This is a genomic window from Exiguobacterium sp. AB2, from assembly GCF_000696055.1.
Classification (GTDB): domain Bacteria; phylum Bacillota; class Bacilli; order Exiguobacteriales; family Exiguobacteriaceae; genus Exiguobacterium; species Exiguobacterium alkaliphilum.
Genome location: NZ_JNAA01000004.1, coordinates 1 through 19,448, shown reverse-complemented (window position 1 = coordinate 19,448; position 19,448 = coordinate 1). Strand labels below are relative to the sequence as shown.

At 53.0% G+C, this 19,448-nt stretch carries 15 protein-coding genes and 1 pseudogene; 6 read left to right on the top strand and 10 right to left on the bottom strand.

The genetic code is table 11. From position 1 onward, the window contains the following. A pseudogene (locus DI14_RS15570) lies at positions 1-175 on the top strand (transposase); the annotation flags it as partial. 374 nt (positions 176-549) lie between these two features. Here the strand turns inward: DI14_RS15570 and DI14_RS00490 are convergent. The 3 genes from DI14_RS00490 to DI14_RS00480 form a co-directional block, all read right to left on the bottom strand. Beyond that, complete coding sequence (locus DI14_RS00490; protein ID WP_034803822.1) at positions 550-2,325, bottom strand: SLC13 family permease; 1,776 nt, start codon at positions 2,323-2,325, stop codon at positions 550-552. Positions 2,326-2,454: 129 nt separating this feature from the next. Then, positions 2,455-2,826 carry a YlbF family regulator gene (locus tag DI14_RS00485; protein ID WP_024371783.1) on the bottom strand — a complete coding sequence of 124 codons (372 nt, stop codon included), beginning with the start codon at positions 2,824-2,826 and terminating at the stop codon, positions 2,455-2,457. Between the two features lie 35 nt (positions 2,827-2,861). After that, positions 2,862-3,980, bottom strand: coding sequence for a DUF445 domain-containing protein (locus DI14_RS00480; RefSeq protein WP_034803819.1), 1,119 nt, complete (start codon positions 3,978-3,980; stop codon positions 2,862-2,864). Between the two features lie 48 nt (positions 3,981-4,028). Here DI14_RS00480 and DI14_RS00475 point away from each other — a divergent pair, with 48 nt between their 5' ends. From DI14_RS00475 to DI14_RS00465, 3 genes are all read left to right on the top strand, one after another. Further along, complete coding sequence (locus DI14_RS00475; RefSeq protein ID WP_034803817.1) at positions 4,029-4,880, top strand: CdaR family transcriptional regulator; 852 nt, start codon at positions 4,029-4,031, stop codon at positions 4,878-4,880. A gap of 103 nt (positions 4,881-4,983) precedes the next feature. Beyond that, the gene (locus tag DI14_RS00470) at positions 4,984-6,084 is read left to right on the top strand and encodes an ABC transporter ATP-binding protein (protein WP_034803815.1); all 1,101 of its coding nucleotides are present in this window, start codon (positions 4,984-4,986) and stop codon (positions 6,082-6,084) included. 143 nt (positions 6,085-6,227) lie between these two features. After that, positions 6,228-7,067 (top strand): DUF6671 family protein, encoded by an 840-nt coding sequence (locus DI14_RS00465; protein WP_034803812.1) that lies wholly within the window; start codon positions 6,228-6,230, stop codon positions 7,065-7,067. A 57-nt stretch (positions 7,068-7,124) separates the two neighbouring features. Here DI14_RS00465 and DI14_RS00460 read toward each other — a convergent pair whose 3' ends face one another. From DI14_RS00460 to DI14_RS00450, 3 genes are all read right to left on the bottom strand, one after another. Then, positions 7,125-7,775, bottom strand: coding sequence for an amino acid ABC transporter permease (locus tag DI14_RS00460; protein ID WP_034803809.1), 651 nt, complete (start codon positions 7,773-7,775; stop codon positions 7,125-7,127). Further along, entirely contained in the window at positions 7,772-8,530 is a 759-nt protein-coding gene (locus tag DI14_RS00455; RefSeq protein ID WP_034803830.1) for a transporter substrate-binding domain-containing protein, read from the bottom strand. Before DI14_RS00455 ends, DI14_RS00460 begins: the two co-directional genes overlap by 4 nt. Before the next feature lie 125 nt (positions 8,531-8,655). Then, positions 8,656-10,383 (bottom strand): phospho-sugar mutase, encoded by a 1,728-nt coding sequence (locus tag DI14_RS00450; RefSeq protein WP_034803807.1) that lies wholly within the window; start codon positions 10,381-10,383, stop codon positions 8,656-8,658. A gap of 98 nt (positions 10,384-10,481) precedes the next feature. Between DI14_RS00450 and DI14_RS00445 the strand changes: the two genes are divergently transcribed. Beyond that, the gene (locus DI14_RS00445; RefSeq protein ID WP_034803805.1) at positions 10,482-11,297 is read left to right on the top strand and encodes a sulfurtransferase; all 816 of its coding nucleotides are present in this window, start codon (positions 10,482-10,484) and stop codon (positions 11,295-11,297) included. A gap of 17 nt (positions 11,298-11,314) precedes the next feature. Here the strand turns inward: DI14_RS00445 and DI14_RS00440 are convergent, their stop codons facing one another. Genes DI14_RS00440 through DI14_RS00425 form a run of 4 tightly spaced genes read right to left on the bottom strand, consistent with a single transcriptional unit; the run spans position 11,315 to position 17,510 of the window. Then, the gene (locus tag DI14_RS00440) at positions 11,315-13,747 is read right to left on the bottom strand and encodes a glycogen/starch/alpha-glucan phosphorylase (protein ID WP_034803802.1); all 2,433 of its coding nucleotides are present in this window, start codon (positions 13,745-13,747) and stop codon (positions 11,315-11,317) included. A 22-nt stretch (positions 13,748-13,769) separates the two neighbouring features. After that, a complete protein-coding gene (glgA, locus tag DI14_RS00435; RefSeq protein WP_034803799.1) occupies positions 13,770-15,209 on the bottom strand; it encodes a glycogen synthase GlgA in 1,440 nt (479 codons plus the stop codon). Between the two features lie 11 nt (positions 15,210-15,220). Continuing rightward, complete coding sequence (gene glgD, locus DI14_RS00430) at positions 15,221-16,321, bottom strand: glucose-1-phosphate adenylyltransferase subunit GlgD (RefSeq protein ID WP_051622480.1); 1,101 nt, start codon at positions 16,319-16,321, stop codon at positions 15,221-15,223. Positions 16,322-16,355: 34 nt separating this feature from the next. Further along, positions 16,356-17,510: a glucose-1-phosphate adenylyltransferase gene (locus tag DI14_RS00425; protein WP_034803796.1), complete on the bottom strand. Its 1,155-nt coding sequence runs from the start codon at positions 17,508-17,510 to the stop codon at positions 16,356-16,358. Positions 17,511-17,662: 152 nt separating this feature from the next. On the opposite strand from DI14_RS00425, the gene DI14_RS00420 reads away from it, so the two are divergent. Next, positions 17,663-19,448, top strand: a 1,786-nt coding sequence (locus tag DI14_RS00420) for a transglycosylase domain-containing protein (RefSeq protein WP_034803793.1), incomplete at its 3' end; no start/stop codon positions are given.

Here is a 19,448-nt window from a genome sequence, read left to right as displayed (position 1 = left end):
TCGATTGACCGCATCCGGTCAATACCTATACCGTCTCCGGCCACAGACCGTGGAGCGCTCGTTCGCCGACGCGAAGGAGCTTCATGGGCTCCGCTTCACGTTCTACCGGGGCCGTGAGGCGGTCCAGCGCGCCAACCTGGTGGCAGCCACCGCACAAAACATGAAGAAGCTGGCCAACCTGTTTGCCTGGAGAGACCGTATACATACCATTTTTTCAATCTTGTGCCGGGCAGAGCGCCTCAAGCTCATCGAACCTAAAAAAAGACGAACCAATCCGCGAGAAGCGAATTGGTTCGTCAACAGCCTGAAACGCCTCGGGTATCCCGAGGCGTTTCGTTCATTCGCTATATTTTTGATCCCAGTCCTTCCGCCATTGCCAATAATCGTCCGGATGGAGGTCTTCCGACGTCTTGCCGTCTAGCGAGTACGAACTGCCTGTGAGCGGCTAACGAGACGACCGCCAATAACATTCCGATTCGTTTCAACATCGTCTATCCCCTCATCATTTAGCATTTTTTCACATATTCGGCGGATGGATTAACATGTCCTTCAAAACGGAAAGATGAGTAGAATCGTGAAAATCGCGATGATCGCTGTCACGACTTGCAACGGCAAGCCGACTTTGACGAAGTCAAAGAAGCGATAGCCCCCGATGCCGAACACCATCGCATTCGTCGGCGAACCGAACGGCGTCATGAATGCGAGCGAGGCCGCGATTGCGACCGCTACGACGAGCGGAACCGGACTGACGTCAAGCGCCGACGCGAGCGACAAAGCGAGCGGTGCAAACAGGACGGCCGTCGCGGTGTTCGAGATGATTTGACTGAGCATCATCGTCGCGACAAAGATGGCGATGAGCACCCAGGCGGGACCCGCACGGCCGAACGACTCGCTCATCCACGTGACGAGCCACGCCATCACGCCGGCGTTCTCGAGCGCCTGACCGACCGGAATCATCGCCGCGATGAGTAAGAGCGACGACCATTGAATCGATTGATAGGCAACATCCATATGCCGGACCGCCCCCGTGAGCACCATCGCCAAGGCGGCCAACCAGACGGCGACGGTCGGGTCGATCCATTCGAAGACGAGCAATGCGACCATTGCGGCCATGATGATGCCGGCGGCGAGCTGATGCCGCTCCGATACGGCCCGGTTCGCCACGTCGGTCACCCGCTCATTCGCGAGCAGCAAGTGCGTCTCATCCCCGACTTTCTCCAAGTCACCCCATTCTCCTTGGGCGACGAGCATATCTCCCTGCTCGAGGCGAACGTCTTTCAGCTTCGTCATCGCCATCTCCTCGTTCGGACGAATCACGCGCAAGACGTTCAAGCCGTATCGATTGCGGAGACGGCTCTCTTTCAAACAGCGCCCGATGAGCGGGCTGTCGGCCGGTATCGTGAAGACGACGACCCCCGCCTCTTTCCCGTAGACGTCTCTCGGTGAGACGTGCTCATAACGCAACCCTTCTTGACGCGCGATGCGATGGACGTCTTCTTCTGCCCCACTGACGAGGAGACGTCCCTCATGGAGCACCGTGTCCGCTCTAGCGGCATGAAGGCGACGGGCCAACCCTTTTCTCCGTTCTCCGAGCACTGTCAGCCCGTGGCGGGACCATAACGTCTCGCGTAGCTCACGACCGATGAGCGGATGCCCTTTTTGGACATGGAACGCATATACGCTCAGCGGCGGCATCATCGGATGCGACGCGACCGATTCCGGTACGTCACCAACATCCAACAATCGATTTCCAATCACGTAAAAGTAAAGCAAGCCGACCGCGGCCGCGACGAGACCGACCGGCAAGAGTGAGAAGAAGCCGATTGTCTGTCCCCCGGCGCTTCGCAACACTTCGGCGGCGACAAGGTTCGGTGGCGTCCCGATGATCGTCATCGTGCCGCCGATGCTTGAGAAGAAGGCGAGCGGCATGAGCAGTTTCGCCGGACTCGTCCCTAACTGACGGGACATGGCGAGGACGACTGGAATCAAAAGCGCCACCGTTCCCGTGTTCGACATGAGGCTCGAGAGAAACGTCACCGTCACCATGAGAACGAAGAACAGGCGAACCTCGCTCCCTTTCGCGTATGGAATCATTCCGGCCCCAACCCGTTCGGCGAGACCTGTATGGAATAGACCTGCCCCGACGATGAAGAGCCCGGCAATCATCAAGACGACCGGATTCGAAAAGCCGGCCATCGCCTCGACCGGGGTCAATTGGTTCGTCAATACGAGCGCGAGCAGACCGAGCAGTGCCACGAGGTCTGCCCTGAGCCACCCCCCGATGAAATATACAATCATGATGGCCAAAATGATTAAGGTAATCACGGCGTCCACCCTCCATGTGAAAGTTTCTACAAGGATAGTATACCACCAGTGATGGAAGCGTTATCATGTTGGATTTGACAAGTTGTTCAACAAAAAAAACGGATGGCATGAGCCATCCGCCATCCATCCTTATTGGACTTCGTTTTCGTTCACCATCGGAGCGTAAAGCTCTTCGAGTGGCTTCATGATGATTTTCGTCACTTCTGTGACGAGCTGGTGCATGCGCTGCTCTTCTTGCATGAGCTCCATGATCAACTCGTTCTGTTGAACGTTCATCATTTTCGTTTGGGCGTCCATCATCTCTTGTTCTGAAATCTCTTCCCCTTGCATCTGCTTCTGTTGAAGCGTCATTTGGATTTCACGGAAGTCAGCGAACAACTGGTTCGCTTCTGCATCCGCATTGACACGGTCGTATAGTGAAGAGAGGTTTGTGAACTCTTCAGAATCGCGAAGTGCTTTCTCCAATTGGTAAGCATGATCGTACAAGTTTGTTTGTGACATGTGACGTCCTCCTAAAAGCTATTAGGGCGTGCCAATCAAATGATGGCAATCAACCCTTGAATCAACCCAATCATACCACCTAATAGCGCCCCAAGCCATGTTATTGCCCGGAACTCCCGTTTTGAAATCGACAAGACGATCTCCTCTAAATACGAGGTGTCGAGCGAGCGGACCTGCTCTTGAACGATTTGGTCAATCTTCAAGCGGTCCATAATCGTCTCCATCTGATCGGTGAAGCGCATGATGACGAGCGTCACCCCTTTCGGCACGAGCTCTTCGACGACGCGCGCCTCGACGTCACGTGTATACGAATAGACGGTCCGGTCGAGTAGACTTCCGACCGGCAGGCGTGTGACGACTTCGGTGACGACACCATCGATGAGGCGCTTCTCAAGCGGCTCATCGAGGAACGTCGCGACCGGACGCTCGCTGAACCGTTCGAACTCGCGCGTGATCATCGTCGCCATCCCGGCCCGCGTCGAGCTGCCCCGTAAGATATTGATAATTTCCGGACGAATCATCTCGACGAAGTTCACGTTTTGGATAAAGCCAGCGATAAAGCCGAGGCGGCGTTGGACGAATGAGTCGACCATATGGCGCAGCTGGGCCTCCCCTTCCACTGAATAAAAATACTCTTCCGACTTGATGAGCATCGTGTCGACGATCTCAGGGATGATAGCGCGGACGCGGTCCATCCCTTCCTCGCCGAGAAGCTCATACAGTTTCCGGGTTTTGACGTCTTGGAGCACATGCGTCAATTCGTCCCGGAGTCTCGCGTCCGCCGCCGTCAAAATCCGTTCCTCTGCATCCGGATAGAGCGGTTCGATGAGGGAGCGGACCGTCTTCTCCGACCGCAACATCTTCTCGACTTCGGTTTGGACGAAATGGGTAATGTGACTGCTGATTTGTTCGTCGAGAAGACGCTTGCGCATCCCTTCCGGCGTCAGCAGGTGCTTGACGACGGTCTTCCCGAGGCTTGACGCCAGTTCGTCGCGTCGCTTTGGAATGAGTCCTGGCGTGAACGGGACGCGCATCTTGCCGATATACTTCGGCTCGTGCGGACGAAACAACATTTTGATGGCGAAGAAGTTCGTCACTCCCCCGATGGTCGCCCCGATGGCGATCATGATGATTATTTTCAGTAGACTATCCAAACTGTCTGCCTCCGATCTGAAATATGATACATTGTTGAAGAGGTGATTGTGTTGACTACGTTTGAACGTATTAAATCGATTTTCCCGTCCGTTGTCCATCGGTCGGAGGACGCATCCGGTGACTATGTCTGGTACAAAGCCCATGATGGGACGGTGTTCGGTCTTCCGAAAACGGAACTGACCGAACGCGAGCGACGGCTCGTCTCGCTTTGGGCGACTCCGTTCGTCACGACGCTCGATTCGGTCCAAGCGTTGTGGCATGGCCGACTGTTCGACGACGCGTTCCGCATCGAGCGGCCGTTCCGGCTCTCGTCGCTTGCCCTGCATTACCAGGAGCCGGAAGCGCTCGAGACGTTCGTCGACGTGCTCCGTGACTTCATGCCTTCTGCCGTCATCATCGTCATGACCGCGCGACACATCGAAGTGCTCGAGACGGAAACGCTCGTCGACATGGCCGAGTTCGAAGACGTCTTGCGCGCCGTCGCCGGTGACTTTTATGTCGAAGCGAGCGTCGTTTATAGCGAGCGCCCGCTCGGTGCGCTCGCCCCGCTTTATGCGGAACATCAAGTGTTGCTCCCGCTCGCGAAACGCTCTATTAAAGCTTACCCTGCTAGTCAATTATTATACCATTATTTGTTACAAGACCATGAGTCTTTTGCCGCTCGTCTCCGCCTGACCGAGACAACGCATCAAGCCCTCGATGCGACGGCACGGGAGCTGCTTGAGGCGCTGTTCGCCCATACGCTGAACGTCTCCCATACCGCCAAGGCGCTCTTCATGCATCGGAACACGCTCAACTATCGGCTCGACCGGCTCTATGAAGCGACCGGTTATGACGCGCGCCAGTTCCACGATGCGAGTCTGCTCCAACTGATTGTCACGTTGCACAAATCTGAGTAAATGTTTTTGTGCAACGTGTCCATATTCAATGCAAGCGGTTTCATCGTATAATCGTTCTTGTAAGCGCTATTATACAAGAGCACATTCTCAGGAGGCTAACGACATGGCAGAAATTCAATTGAATCACATTGATAAAATATACGACGGTGGGGACTCGAAGGCAGTCAGCGACTTTAACTTGCACATTAAAGACCGCGAGTTCATCGTCTTCGTCGGACCGTCTGGTTGCGGGAAGTCGACGACACTCCGTATGATCGCAGGTCTCGAAGAAATCTCGAGCGGTGACTTCATCATCGACGGCAAGCGTATGAACGACGTCGCACCGAAAGACCGCGACATCGCGATGGTCTTCCAAAACTACGCCCTCTACCCGCACATGAGCGTGTATGACAACATGGCGTTCGGTTTGAAGCTTCGCAAATTCCCGAAAGATGAAATCGATCGCCGCGTCCAAGACGCAGCCCGCATCCTCGGACTTGAAGAGTACCTCGAGCGTAAACCGAAAGCACTCTCAGGTGGTCAGCGCCAACGTGTCGCCATCGGCCGTGCCATCGTCCGTGACGCAAAAGTATTCTTGATGGATGAGCCGCTCTCAAACTTAGATGCCAAGCTTCGCGTACAGATGCGTAAAGAGATCATCCAGCTCCACAACCGTCTCGACACGACGACGATTTACGTTACCCATGACCAAACGGAAGCGATGACACTCGCGACTCGTATCGTCATCATGAAAGACGGGATCATCCAACAAGTCGGTTCGCCGAAAGAAGTGTACGACAACCCGGACAACATCTTCGTTGCCGGCTTCATCGGATCACCTTCGATGAACTTCTTCCGCGGTACACTCGCAGACGGCAAGTTCGTCGTGAGCGGCGAAGAGATCAACGTGCCTGAAGGGAAGATGAAAGGTCTTCGCGACCGTGGGTACATCGGGAAAGAACTCATCCTCGGAATTCGTCCAGAATCGATCCATGATGAGCCGATCTACATCGATTCGCCGACGACACACACGTTCCAAACACACATCGATGTCGCTGAGCTCATGGGCGCCGAGTCGTACTTGTACGCCGAACTCGGTGGCCACCAGTTCACGGCTCGCATCGACGGACGTTCGAACATCCATATGGGCGATGACGTCACACTCGCGCTCGATATGACAAAAGCACACTTCTTCGATTCTGAAACAGAGCAAGTCATCCGTTAAAACTAATCTAAAAAAGATGTGAACCGCTAATGTGGTTTCACTTCTTTTTTATTTCATACTGTTGAAAATATATTTACTTTGACTGAATCGCTCCTTTATATTTTTCAAAAGGAATCTGTATGTGAATAGAAAGGAAACGTGTGATGAGTTTTTTAAAAGATCGAGATGTTATGTTAGTCACAATGCACCAAAAAGAAATAGTTATAAAGCCCCTTCTTGAAGAACAGCTAGGATGCCGCTTACATGTAAATCAATTTGATACCGACCAGTTCGGAACATTTACTAGAGAGATAGGTCGGCAAGACTCACAACTCGAAACAGCACGAAAAAAAGCAAATATGGTCATAGAGCTGTCAAACCTACATGTTGGAATAGCCAGTGAAGGTACATTCGGATTTCATCCTCTTGCCCCTATTCCATGGAACACTGAATTGGTGTTACTAAAAGATTATGAACGAAATATTGAATTACAAGGTTATTACGAAGGAATCGATACAAATTTTAATCATACCGTCGTTCAAAACTATTCTTCCGCGCTTCAGTTCGTGAATGAAGTTGGGTTTCCAGACCATCACGTAATCCTCCGACCAGATGATGAACACTCTTCCGTTATATTAAAAAATATTGCGGATGAATCATCGCTGCAGGAAGCTTTTACGTATTGCTTAAACAAATCGACGAATCGACAAGTTTTTATAGAGACGGACATGCGGGCATACGCCAATCCAACCCGCATGAAAAATATTGAGATGGCGACGAGAAAACTAATTGAACAAGCAAATTCATTATGCCCAAAATGTGAAACACCGGGTTTCCGTGTCGTACGAAAAGTACCTGGGCGATTATGCGAGCAGTGTCATTCTCCTACTAAACAAATTGTGCGACACATCCACGCCTGCTCTACTTGTCACTATCAACTAACAGAATATCTTGATCCTGACGTATACGCCTCCCCGGCATACTGTGATTTTTGCAATCCATAATACAAAAAAGCAGTCATATCTCTCAACTGTAAGATGAGAAGTGACTGCTTTTTGTGCTTAACGAACCGCATAGCGACGTTCGAGACGATGCTGGCCCGCTTGAATGAGCGTCGACAAAATCCAATAAATCGTTGCCGAGAACAAGAGGAGCGGCATGACGAGATACGTCGTCGCGGCGATTTGATCCGAGACGTATGTCAATTCTTGAACCGCGATGACCGAACCGAGCGACGTCGATTTGATGATATCGATCACCGAGTTCGAGACAGGTGGAATCGCACGCGACAAGGCTTGTGGGAAGATGATGTCTTTGAATCGTTTCCCACGCGGAATCCCGAGGGCGACACTCGCCTCGACTTGCCCTTTGTCGACCGAATGGATGGCCGCGCGGAACGCTTCCGAGATATACGCCGCGAAGTGGAGACCGAGTCCATAGATGAGCGCCTGCATGCCGCTCAACTGGACGAAGCCCGTCAACCCGACGTAAAGAATGAGCAATTGTAACAAGAGCGGGGTCCCGCGGAAGAACGAGATGTACAACCGCGTGAACCACCGGACAGGTTTGATGGGACTACTATGAAGCAACGCAATGATCAGACCGAGTACCAATGCAAGCACAATCGATAGCACACTGGCGATCAACGTCAATTGCACGGCTTCAAGATAGACCGAACGGTTATCGATGACGGTCGTGATCAGTTCATTCATTGACTGATGTCCTCACCGAAGTACTTCTCTCCGATTTCCTCCATCGTGCCGTCTTCTTTCATTTCAGCGAGCGCTTCGTTCAAGCCTTCGAGCACGTCTGAGTCTTGACGAGCCATGAAGCCGGCTTGACTCTGGTTGAAGACGTCACCGACTGCTTTCACGTCGTAGCCCGTCTTCTCAAGCTCTGTCAAGATGAAGAGACGGTCGTTCAAGGCTGCGTCGAGGCGACCGACTTGAAGGTCTTGGAGCACTTGGTTCGCACCTTTGTAGAACTTCACTTCGGCGCCAGCTTCTTCAGCCATCTGTGCGTACACAGATCCTTGCGTCGAGCCGACGACTTTTCCTTCGAGGTCGTCGATGCCTTGGATGTCTTCGTTGTCTGATCCGACGATGACTTGTGCGCCTGAGATCGCGTACGGGTCAGAGAACGAATACTTCTCTTGGCGCTCTGGCGTGATGCTCATTTGGTTGGCAATCAAGTCGATGCGTTCCGCGTCGAGTGCCGGGACGAGTCCTTTAAAGTCCATCGCTTCAAATTCGAGCGTATAACCGGCCCGCTCTGCCGCTTCGTTCAACACGTCGATGTCGTACCCTGTGAGTTCACCTTTGTCTTTGTAAGTGAACGGTGGGTATGTCGCTTCTGTCCCGACCGTGATGACCGTCTCTTCCGAACCGCTGTTCGTCTCTGAGCCGCAAGCTGCGAGCACTCCGAATGATGCGCCGAATGCGAGTACAGCCGTTAATGATTTCTTCATATAAATTCCGCCTTCCTGATAATCCATATACGATTACATGGTTTTAAACAATATACTCATCATACTGACGGGGGCATACGTTGTCAAACAAAAACCACCACCCTCGTCAGGGCAGTGGTCAAACATCAATCGATGGCTTTCGCTTGCTTCATCACATCGCGTTCAATCGCTTCACGTTTCGCCGTCGTCTTCTCGGCACTGTCCGCGTGAACGCTGAAATAGAACTTGATTTTCGGTTCGGTCCCCGATGGACGGAGGCAGAACCATGAGCCGTCCTCAAAGATGAATTTGAGCACGTTCGAAGACGGCAAGTCGATCGCCTCCGACTCGTTTTGGCGAAGGTCGGTCGCGACTTGTTTCTTATAGTCTTCGAAACGGACGACTTCGTAACCACCGACTTCTTGCGGCGGGTTCGCTCGGAACGCTTCCATCATCCGGCCGATTTGCTCAAGTCCAGCTTTCCCTTTGAGCGTCATCGACTGGAGCGACTCCTCATAGAAGCCATACTTCTCATAGACGGCTTGGAGCGCGTCGTAAAGGGTGCGTCCGTGCTGTTTATGGAAGGCTGCCATCTCCGCTCCAAGAAGACACGCCTGAACGGCATCTTTATCGCGACAGAAATCACCGATCAAATAACCGTAGCTCTCTTCGTAACCGAACAAAAACTCGTATTCTCCTGACTCCTCGTACTGCTTGATTTTCTCCCCGATAAATTTGAAGCCGGTGAGCGTGTTCTCAAGATGGACACCGTACGCCTTCGCGATGGCCGCCCCGAGTTCAGACGTGACGATCGTCTTGGCGACAAACCCATTCGTCGGGAGCGTCCCGGTCTCTACTTTTTGCGACAAAATGTAGTCCATGAGGAGCGCACCCGTCTGGTTGCCCGTTAAGACGAACCATTCGCCATTCCGATCACGGACCGTGAAGCCGACGCGGTCGGCATCCGGGTCCGTCGCCATCAAAAGGTCAGCCCCGACGCGGTCGCCGTATTGCATGGCGAGTTCGAACGCGGCCCGTTCTTCCGGGTTCGGGTAACTGACCGTCGGGAACGCACCGTCTGGCTCGGCTTGTTCTTCGACGATGGTCACGTGCTCGAAGCCATACGCCTTGAGCCCTTCCATGACGGGGCGACGGCCGGTGCCGTGGAGCGGCGAGAAGACGATTTTGAGTGGGTCTTCTTGGACGTCGTGATGAATCCGAATCGACTGCAACGCCTCCATGTAGGCCGCGTCGACGGATGAATCGACCGTGACGAGCGTGCCGTCCGAACGGAGGGCCGCCTCATCGTTTACTTCAATCAACAGCTCGTCTTCAATCGCGTTGACGTACGAGACGAGTTCGTCGGCTTCTGCCGGCGGCAACTGTCCACCGTCCGCACCGTACACCTTGAACCCGTTATACTCAGGCGGGTTATGGCTCGCCGTGATGACGATGCCGCCGAAAGCGTTCAAATGGCGCACCGCGAACGACAACTCTGGCGTCGCCCGAAGGCTCGGGAACAAATACGTCTTAATCCCGTTCGAGGCGAGCGTGCGCGCCGCCTCGAGCGCGAACTCTGGCGAGAAATGACGCGAGTCGTGCGCGATGACGACACCGTGCCGTTTGGCTTCTTCGCCAGAAGCGGCGATGAAGTCGGCGAACCCTTTTGAGGCTTTTCGAATCGTATAGATGTTCATCCGATTGGCCCCAGGCCCGATTTCGCCACGCATTCCGCCCGTCCCGAATTCGAGCGTCTTATAGAAGGCGTCTTCGAGTGACGTATCATCTTTCGCCATCTCCTCGAGCTCGACCCGAAGATGCGGCTCGAGCGCCTCGTGTTGTTTCCACCGTTCATACGTTTGTTGCCATGCCATGGTTAGTTCCCCTTTCGACATTTAAAATTTAATCGAAGTACTCGCCAATTTGTTCCATCTTGTATAGGATGGAAGTAACGAAACTTCGAGGTGATTCTATGTTCCCAACTATGCGTGCCCAAGAATTGAAACAGATCGTCCACACGGATTCGATTCGCTTTATCGATTGCCGCTATTCCCTGAACGACGCTTCCTACGGGAAGTACGTGTATCGTCAAGGCCATCTCCCGAACGCGGTCTTTCTCGATTTGATGGAAGACTTGTCCGGTCCCGTCGAAGAGCACGGCGGCCGTCACCCGCTCCCGTCAAAAGAAGCATGGACGGCGACACTCCGTCGCATCGGGATTCAACGAGACGACCTCGTCGTCATCTACGATGACGGGTTCCCATACGCCGCGCGCGCCTGGTGGCTCTTCAAATGGGCAGGACATGAGCGCGTCGTTGTGCTCGAAGGCGGGATTCAAGCCGGTATCACATATTGCGGCGAGACGACGACAGAGATCCCGAACTATCCGGCGTCTGACTATGTCCCTCAATTCCAAGACGAGATGATTGCCACGATCGAAGACGTGAAGGCCGCACGTACGGCAGAGCTGTATGACTCCCGCACGGCCGACCGTTTCGACGGCAGCCACGAACCGATTGACCACAAGGCAGGACATATTCCGAACGCCCTCCTCTGTTCATATGCTGACGCCGTCACGGATCTCGGCACGTTGCAAGACTTTCATGATTTGAAAGAGCTTTACGTTGACGTGCTCGATGTCCCGAACCCAATCTTTTACTGCGGGAGCGGGGTCACCGCCTGTGTCAACATCTTAGCGTTACACGCCCTCGGCAAAGATGATGTCCGTCTTTACCCCGGCTCTTATTCTGACTGGATCTCTTATCCAGAAAACGAGGTCCACCCATAACGGGTGGATCTCGTTTTTTATTTCACTCTCGTCGGTTTGATGTTCCAAACCGCGTTCGCGTATTCCGTGATGGTCCGGTCGCTCGAGAAGATTCCCGATTTGGCCGTGTTGACGATTGAACTCTCGGCCCAACGCGCCTTATCGGCGAACACTTCCCCGGCCCGACGCTGTGCCTGCATATAGGAGGCGAAGTCTTTCAAGACGAGGAAATCGTCGTTGTAGACGAGCAGCGAATCAAAGATCGCCTGGAATTGATACTCACCGACCTTATCGAACGTTCCATTGACGAGACCGTCGACGACATCACGTATTTCTTGGTTCGCATGATAGATGTCCGCCGCATGATAACCGCCGAACTTCTTGTAGTTCATGACTTCTTGCGGCGTCAAGCCGAAGATGAAGATATGGTCATCTCCGACCGCATCTCGAATCTCGATGTTCGCCCCATCGAGCGTCCCGATCGTGAGCGCACCGTTCATCATGAACTTCATGTTGCCGGTCCCTGACGCTTCGTAGCTCGCCGTCGAGATTTGCTCGCTCACATCAGAGCCTGGGAAGATTCGTTCTGCCATGGAGACGCGATAGTTCTCAAGGAAGACGATCTTAATGAACTGGCTCGCCCGTTTATCGTGATTGATCATCGTCGCGAGAGCGTTGATGTAACGGATGACTTCTTTGGCGTAATAGTAGCCTGGGGCTGCTTTCGCACCAAAGATGAACGTCCGCGGCACCATCGTGAACGTCGGGTCCGACTGAATCTTTTGATAGAGCGCATGGATGTGGAGCGCGTTCATGAGTTGACGTTTATAGGCGTGTAACCGCTTCACTTGGACGTCGAAAATCGAGTTCGGGTCTACCGTGATGCCCGTCTCTTCTTGAATGTAAGACGCCAAGTCGAGCTTGTTCTGTTGCTTCACGTCCATGATTTGCTCTTGGAAGCTCGCGTCTTTCGAGTAGCTCATCAATTTCTCGAGGTCGTTCGGATGTTCAATCCAAGACGGACCGATCGCGTCCGTAATCAAGTTCGAGAGGCGCGGATTCGACTTCAGCAGCCAGCGGCGATGAGTAATCCCGTTCGTCTTGTTGTTGAAACGGAGCGGGAACATCTCATACAAGTGTCGCATCTCACGCTGCTTCAAAATATCCGTATGGATTTGAGCGACCCCGTTCGTCGAGTGTGAACCGACGACAGCCAAGTTCGCCATATTGATATGCGCGTTCGAGACGATGGCGATTTCCCCCATGTGCGGCTCGAGATGCGGATAGTTGACGAGCACGTCGCGACAGAAGCGACGATTGATTTCTTCGATGATTTGATAAATACGCGGCAACAACCGCTCATACATCTCGACCGGCCACTTTTCGAGCGCCTCGGCGAGGAGCGTATGGTTCGTGAACGACATGACACTTTTCGTCACACGCCACGCCTCGTCCCATCCGTAGCCGTGCTCATCCATCAAGATGCGCATCAATTCTGGAATCGCGACGACCGGGTGCGTGTCGTTAATGTGGACGGCGTAATGGTCACCTAGATGTTTAAGCGATTTGTTATGACGGAGATATGAGGCAATCATCGATTGGATGCCCGCCGACACGAAGAAGTATTGTTGTTTCAGGCGCAGCACTTTTCCTTCGTACGTCGTGTCATCCGGATAAAGGAATTCAGAAATCGTCGCAATCGACTGCTTATATTTGAGCAAGTCTTTGTATGACCCTTTCGTCCGTTCCATATACTCCTCATCGTCGTAAGGCGATTCGGCGTTCCATAGACGGAGTGTGTTGACGACATCATTTTTGTAACCGATGACCGGCATATCGTACGGGACGGCCCGGACGACTTCGTCCGGATGATGGACGACACGCAGACGGTCGCCGATTTGGCGCATCTCAATCCAGCCACCGAAGTTGACGTCGACTGCACGGTCGGCGCGGCGCGTCTCCCACATGTTGCCGTCGCGAAGCCAGTTATCCGGGAGCTCGACTTGATAGCCGTCGACAATCTTTTGCTTGAAGAGGCCATAGCGATAACGAATCCCGTTCCCGTGACCCGGCAGACTGAGCGCAGCGAGCGAGTCGAGGAAGCAGGCGGCCAATCGACCGAGTCCCCCGTTCCCTAGTCCCGGCTCCGGCTCGAACTCGGTGATTTCAAAGAAATCGAATCCAAGCTCCTCGAGACCTTCCTGAACGACTTCGAGCACGTCCATGCTGAGCAAGTTGTTGTAAAGGAAACGACCTAACAAAAACTCGAGCGAGAAATAAATGACTTGCTTGCTCTGTTTCTCTTCTTGCTTGTCGCGCGTGTTAATCCATTTCGGGATTGCTTGCTCACGCACCATCGTAGCCAACGTCTGATACACTTCCTGCTCGGTCCCTTCCTTGAACGATTTCCCGTTTAAGGCGACGAATCGGTCTTTAAACGAAGTGACGAAGCTCTGTTTGTCTGTGAACATATGTGTGTAAAACTCCTTCCAGTCATGCGAATAAGTGATAGAGCTCACGGTATTGCTTCGCGGATTGTTTCCAGCTGAAGTCCGCCGTCATCGTTTGATGGACAAGGGCATTCCACGTGTTGCGGTCATAGAAGACACGAATCGATTTTTCAATCGTGGCGAGCATTTCATGAGCGTTGTAGTTCAAGAACCCAAAACCGGTCCCTTCCTGCGTATATTCGTTGAATGGCTTCACTGTGTCACGAAGTCCGCCCGTCTCACGAACGATCGGGAGCGTCCCGTAACGCATCGAAATCAACTGGCTGAGGCCGCACGGCTCAAAGCGTGACGGCATAAGGAATGCGTCCGATCCGGCATAAATCAAATGGGCGAGCTCGATATCGAACCCGATATAAGAGCCGATTTTACCCGGATGGCGCGCCGTCATCTCATGAACGATCGCCTCATACTCAGGTTGACCTGAGCCGAGGAAGACAAATTGACAATCGAGGTTACCGAGCTCATCGCTCACCCCATTAATCAAATCGAGACCCTTTTGTTCGACGAGGCGGCTGACAAATCCGATGAGCATGACGTCATCCCTTACTTCTAACCCGAACCGCTCTTGAAGGGCACGTTTGTTGACGGCCTTCCCTTCTTTCACCGTGTCCAAGTCGTACGTCTTCGCGATGCGTTTGTCCGTGCTCGGGTCGTTCGTCGCCAAGTCGAGACCGTTTAAAATCCCACGGACGTCGACGGCGCGATGCCGGAGGGCCGCGTCGAGCCCTTCCCCGTAGTATGGCTCCATGATTTCATCACGATAAGACGGGCTGACCGTCGTGATTTGATCGGAATGGACGATTCCCGCCTTCATGTAATTGACGAGCCCGTTATGCTGAATCCCTTCAGCCGTGAAGTGTTCATGCCCGAATTGAAGTAATTCGCCGAGCACGTCTTCAGGGAAGATGCCTTGGTACTGAAGGTTATGGATCGTAAACACGGTGCGAATCTTTTGATACGCTTCGATATGTTGATAATGAATCCGTAAAAACGCCGGCACGACACCGGTCTGCCAGTCGTGGCAGTGGAGCACGTCCGGCACGAGCGTCTCGTCTAACTTCCCAATCATCTCGAGGGCGGCACGTGAGAAGAACGCGAATCGTTCCGCGTCGTCATAGTGTCCGTAGAGCACACCTTCTCGATTGAAATAGTATTCGTTATCGATGAAGTAGTACGTGATGCCATCGTGTTCGAGTTTGAGCACCGCGGCGAACTGCTTGCGCCAGCCGACCGGAACAATCAAATCGAATAAGTATTCCATCTTCTCGACGTATTCCTCAGCAATCGTGCCATACTTCGGCATGACGACACTGACTTCCTCACCAAGGCCAGACACCGCTTGAGGGAGCGAGCCGATGACATCGGCAAGCCCCCCCGTTTTCATGAACGGTGCCGCTTCTGAAGCGACATACCATATTTTCATAATATCCTCCTTCACACCGTTGTCCGTTTTCCGATGACGATCGGTTCATCGACCGTCCCTCGAATGACCTGTCCGCGTTTCACGACCACTTCTTTATCTAAAATTGCGTTCTCGACGACAGCGCCTTCTTCGATGATGGACTTGGATAAAATGATTGAATTTTTGACGCGGGCATGTTCGCTGATGACGACGCCTCGGAACAAGATACTGTTTTGCACTTCGCCGCTGATTTTACAGCCGTTGGCGACGAGCGCTTCATTCACTTTCGACCCTTTCAAATAACGCGTCGGCGGTTCGTGCTTGATCTTCGTATAGATGTGCGGGAAATCATAGATGATTCCCTCATGACGAAGCAAACGCATACTTTCATTATAGTACGAAAGAACCGAATGGATGACTTGCATTTTACCTGTATAGTGGTAACCGTGAACGTGTAAGCGATGGAGCTGCGGGCGAATCACGCCGTCGAGTAAATCATACTCGCCACGTGACGTCGCCTCATCGACGAGTCGAAGGAACAAGTTCTTCGACATGATGATCGTCTCCGTGTATGCGTACTCGTCGTCCGGGCTAAAGCCTCGCTCCGAGATGCCGACGACACGGTCGTTCTCCCCGAGACGAATCGGGCGGCAGTACCCACACTTTTGCTCGTGCCCGGTATAGGCGAGCGTAATGTCCGCGCCCATCGATTTATGGTGCTCGAGCATGTCTTGGAAGTCGATTGTCGTCAAGACGTTTGAGCCTGTGATGACGACGTACGGCTGTTTACTGCGCACGAAGTGTTCGCGGTGCATCGAGAAGTTTGCCAAGTCGCCCAAATAAGCTTCCCCGTCCGGCTTTAACGCCGGCGGGAAGATGTGAAGGCCGCCTTGCGAGCGGTCAAGGTCCCACTCTTTCCCTGAACCGACATGGTCCATGAGCGAGCGATACTTGTCGAGCGTGAAAATCCCGACTTGATTGATGCCTTGCGTAATCATATTCGTCAATGTGAAGTCAATGAGTCGATAACGTCCAGAGAACGGGACGGACGCCAAATTGCGATGTCCCGTAAACTCTGGAAATAATCCTTCTTCGGTCCCTAAGTTGATGACCCCTAACAAATCATTCGTCAACAATAACGCCTCCTTGCGTCGGTCTTTTTTAAGTTCAAGCACGTTGTTTGAATACTGCTCCGCTCTCGATGTTTTCGTGAGGTTCAATGACAACAATCTCACCACCCGGCTCGCCGATTGTCGCTCCGTCTGCGATGACGGCACAGCTTGCGACAATGGCTCGATGAATCGTGACATCTTTTCCGATGCGAGCCCCCGGCATGATAACAGAGTCTTTGACGAGTGACCCCTCGCCGACACGCACGTCATAGAATAAGACGGAGTGTTGAACTTCCCCTTCGATTTGACAGCCTTCGTTAATGACCGACTGTTCGACGCAAGCGTCTTTTCCGATGTATTGCGGCGTCTGGTTCGGGTTGACTGAATACATCTTCCAGTTCGGGTCGTATAAGTCGAACGGCGGATCTTCCTCTAACAAGTCCATGTTCGCTTCCCAGAGCGATTGAATCGTACCGACGTCTTTCCAGTAACCTTTGAACTTGTAGGCGAAGACGTTAAGTCCGTCGAGTAGCGTATTCGGAATGATGTTCTTCCCGAAGTCAAAGCTTGACGTCTCATCTTCCGCGTCTTGAATCAAGTGCTCCCGAAGCACTTTCCAGTTAAAGATGTAAATCCCCATCGAAGCCAAGTTGCTCTTCGGTTTTTCAGGCTTCTCCTCAAACTCTTTAATGCGGAGGTCGTCGGTCGTGTTCAAAATCCCGAAACGAGGGGCTTCGTCCCACGGCACTTCCATGACCGAGATGGTGACGTCCGCTCCTTTTTCTTTATGGAAATCGAGCATCTTCTCGTAATCCATTTTATAAATATGGTCACCCGACAAAATCAAGACGTACTCTGGATCGTAATCGTCGATATAGCTCAAGTTTCGATAAATCGCGTTCGCTGTACCTTCGTACCAGTTTTTCCCCGATTGTGCCTGGTATGGCGGCAAGATGGCCAAGCCACCGTTGCGGCGGTCCAAATCCCATGCCGACCCGATGCCAAGGTAGCGGTTCAGTTCAAGCGGTTCATATTGTGTCAACACACCGACTGTCGTAATTCCCGAATTCGTACAGTTCGATAATGGGAAATCGATGATTCGGTACTTCCCTCCAAAGTGGACAGCCGGTTTCGCCGTCTTACGTGTAAGGGGCCCGAGTCGCTTCCCTTCCCCTCCCGCGAGGAGCATCGCAACCATTTCTTGCTTCATAGTACAGCCTCCTAAATTCATAATATAAACCTCTTTTACCCTTTTTCGCTGTTTCCTAATGTATTCCTGCCCAAATTATTATATGATAACGTTTACATTTTGAAATTTGTTGAAAGATTGACGATATAATGAATGAAGAGAGGGGTGAGCGAATGCGGGCATGGGTAGGAACACTCTTTTTTGCCGGACTGATCGCTGTCGGATTTACAGTGAGCAGTGCGTTGAAAGAGGAAATCGAACAAACGAAGACGATTGTCGCATGGGGCGAGGAGACCGTCGAAACGGCGCCGTTGTCGACGAAGCACGCCGTCACCCTCGCCTATAAAGGCGGGGCTGAGACGCTCTATTTGAGCGGGCGCCGCGATGACGTCTCTCTCGACGGGCTACCCGACCACATTCGTGACGCCATCATGATTATCGAAGACCGCAAGTTCAACGCCCATCCAGGTTACGACTTGAGCGGGATCGCCCGGGCGTTTATCAATAACGCCAATGAGACATCGGTCCAAGGCGGGAGCACGATTACACAGCAGCTGGCGCGAAACGTTTACTTGACACATGAGCGGACATACGAACGAAAAGTGAAGGAATTGATGATCGCGCGGGCGCTTGAAAAAAATTATAGTAAGAAAGAAATTATTACGTCATATAGTAACGTTATCTTCTTCGGGCATAACGTATACGGCATCCAATCCGCGGCCGACACGTACTTCTCGCGGCCGCTCGAGGACTTGAACTGGAACCAAATCGCCTATTTGCTGACGGTGCCGAACAATCCATCCTTGTACGACCCGCTCAACCCGTCCGCGGCGTTTTACGAACGAAAAGACCGCATCTTGACGCAACTAAAAGAAGCCGGGCTCGTCTCAAAACAAGCCTATGACGCGGCACATGGCGTGAAACTGAAAGCCAGCTATAAACGCCACGAGATTCGATATCCCGACTACATGGATGCCGTCATGAAAGACGCGATTCGGCTCGTGCGAACCCGGTACGACCTAGACGAAGAGGCAGCGCGCGACTACTTGGCAAGCAATCAGGCGACGGTCGAGACGTACTTGTCCGTCGCACGCCAGACGGCTGCGAAACGGGAGTTAAGTGAATTGCCTACCGGACTGAACGGCGGCTATGCCGAACTGACGCCGAACGGACGAATCGTCGCCCTCGTCGACTCGGAAATGAAGCAAAGTGGGGAGTTCAACCGTTCGACGCAAGCGTTCCGACAACCAGGGTCGGCCATCAAACCGATTCTCGTCTTTGCCCCGTTCATCGAGGAGACGAATGCGACACTCGATACGATGCTCGACGGCCGTCCCGTCTGTTACGGGACGTATTGCCCGACCAATAGCGGCAATCGCGTCCTGAGCGACGTCACGTTCCGTGATACGGTCGCCTATTCGTTCAACACGCCGGCACTCGCCGCGTTCAATCAAGTCGACCAAGAGGCGGCCTACGCCACGGCCGATCTCATGTTCAGCCAATGGGATCCTGATAAAGATAACAGTATGGCGAGCGCGCTCGGAGGGTTGACACAAGGCGTGTCCCCGAAAGAACTGGCGGCTGCGTATACGCCGTTTTTGAACAACGGGGTCTACGTCTCCGGCCAAACGATTAAAGAGATTCGGTTCGCCTCGGGCGCCCCGACGATCAGCCCGAGCATGACGAAACAAGCCATCTGGTCAGAAGAGACAGCTGCGACGATGCGACAAGCGTTGTCGGCTGTCACGACGTACGGGACGGGTCGCTATGCCGGGCAAATCAAGCGTCCGTATGTCGGTGGTAAGACCGGAACGACGAACGCCCACAAAGATATGTGGTACGTCGGATTGACAGATGAGACGATCACCGCGATTTGGCTCGGGGCGGATACCCCACGTCCGTTCCCAGAACTCGCCAACCGTGCCTATCCGGCCATCGTCTGGACAGAGGCGCATCGAT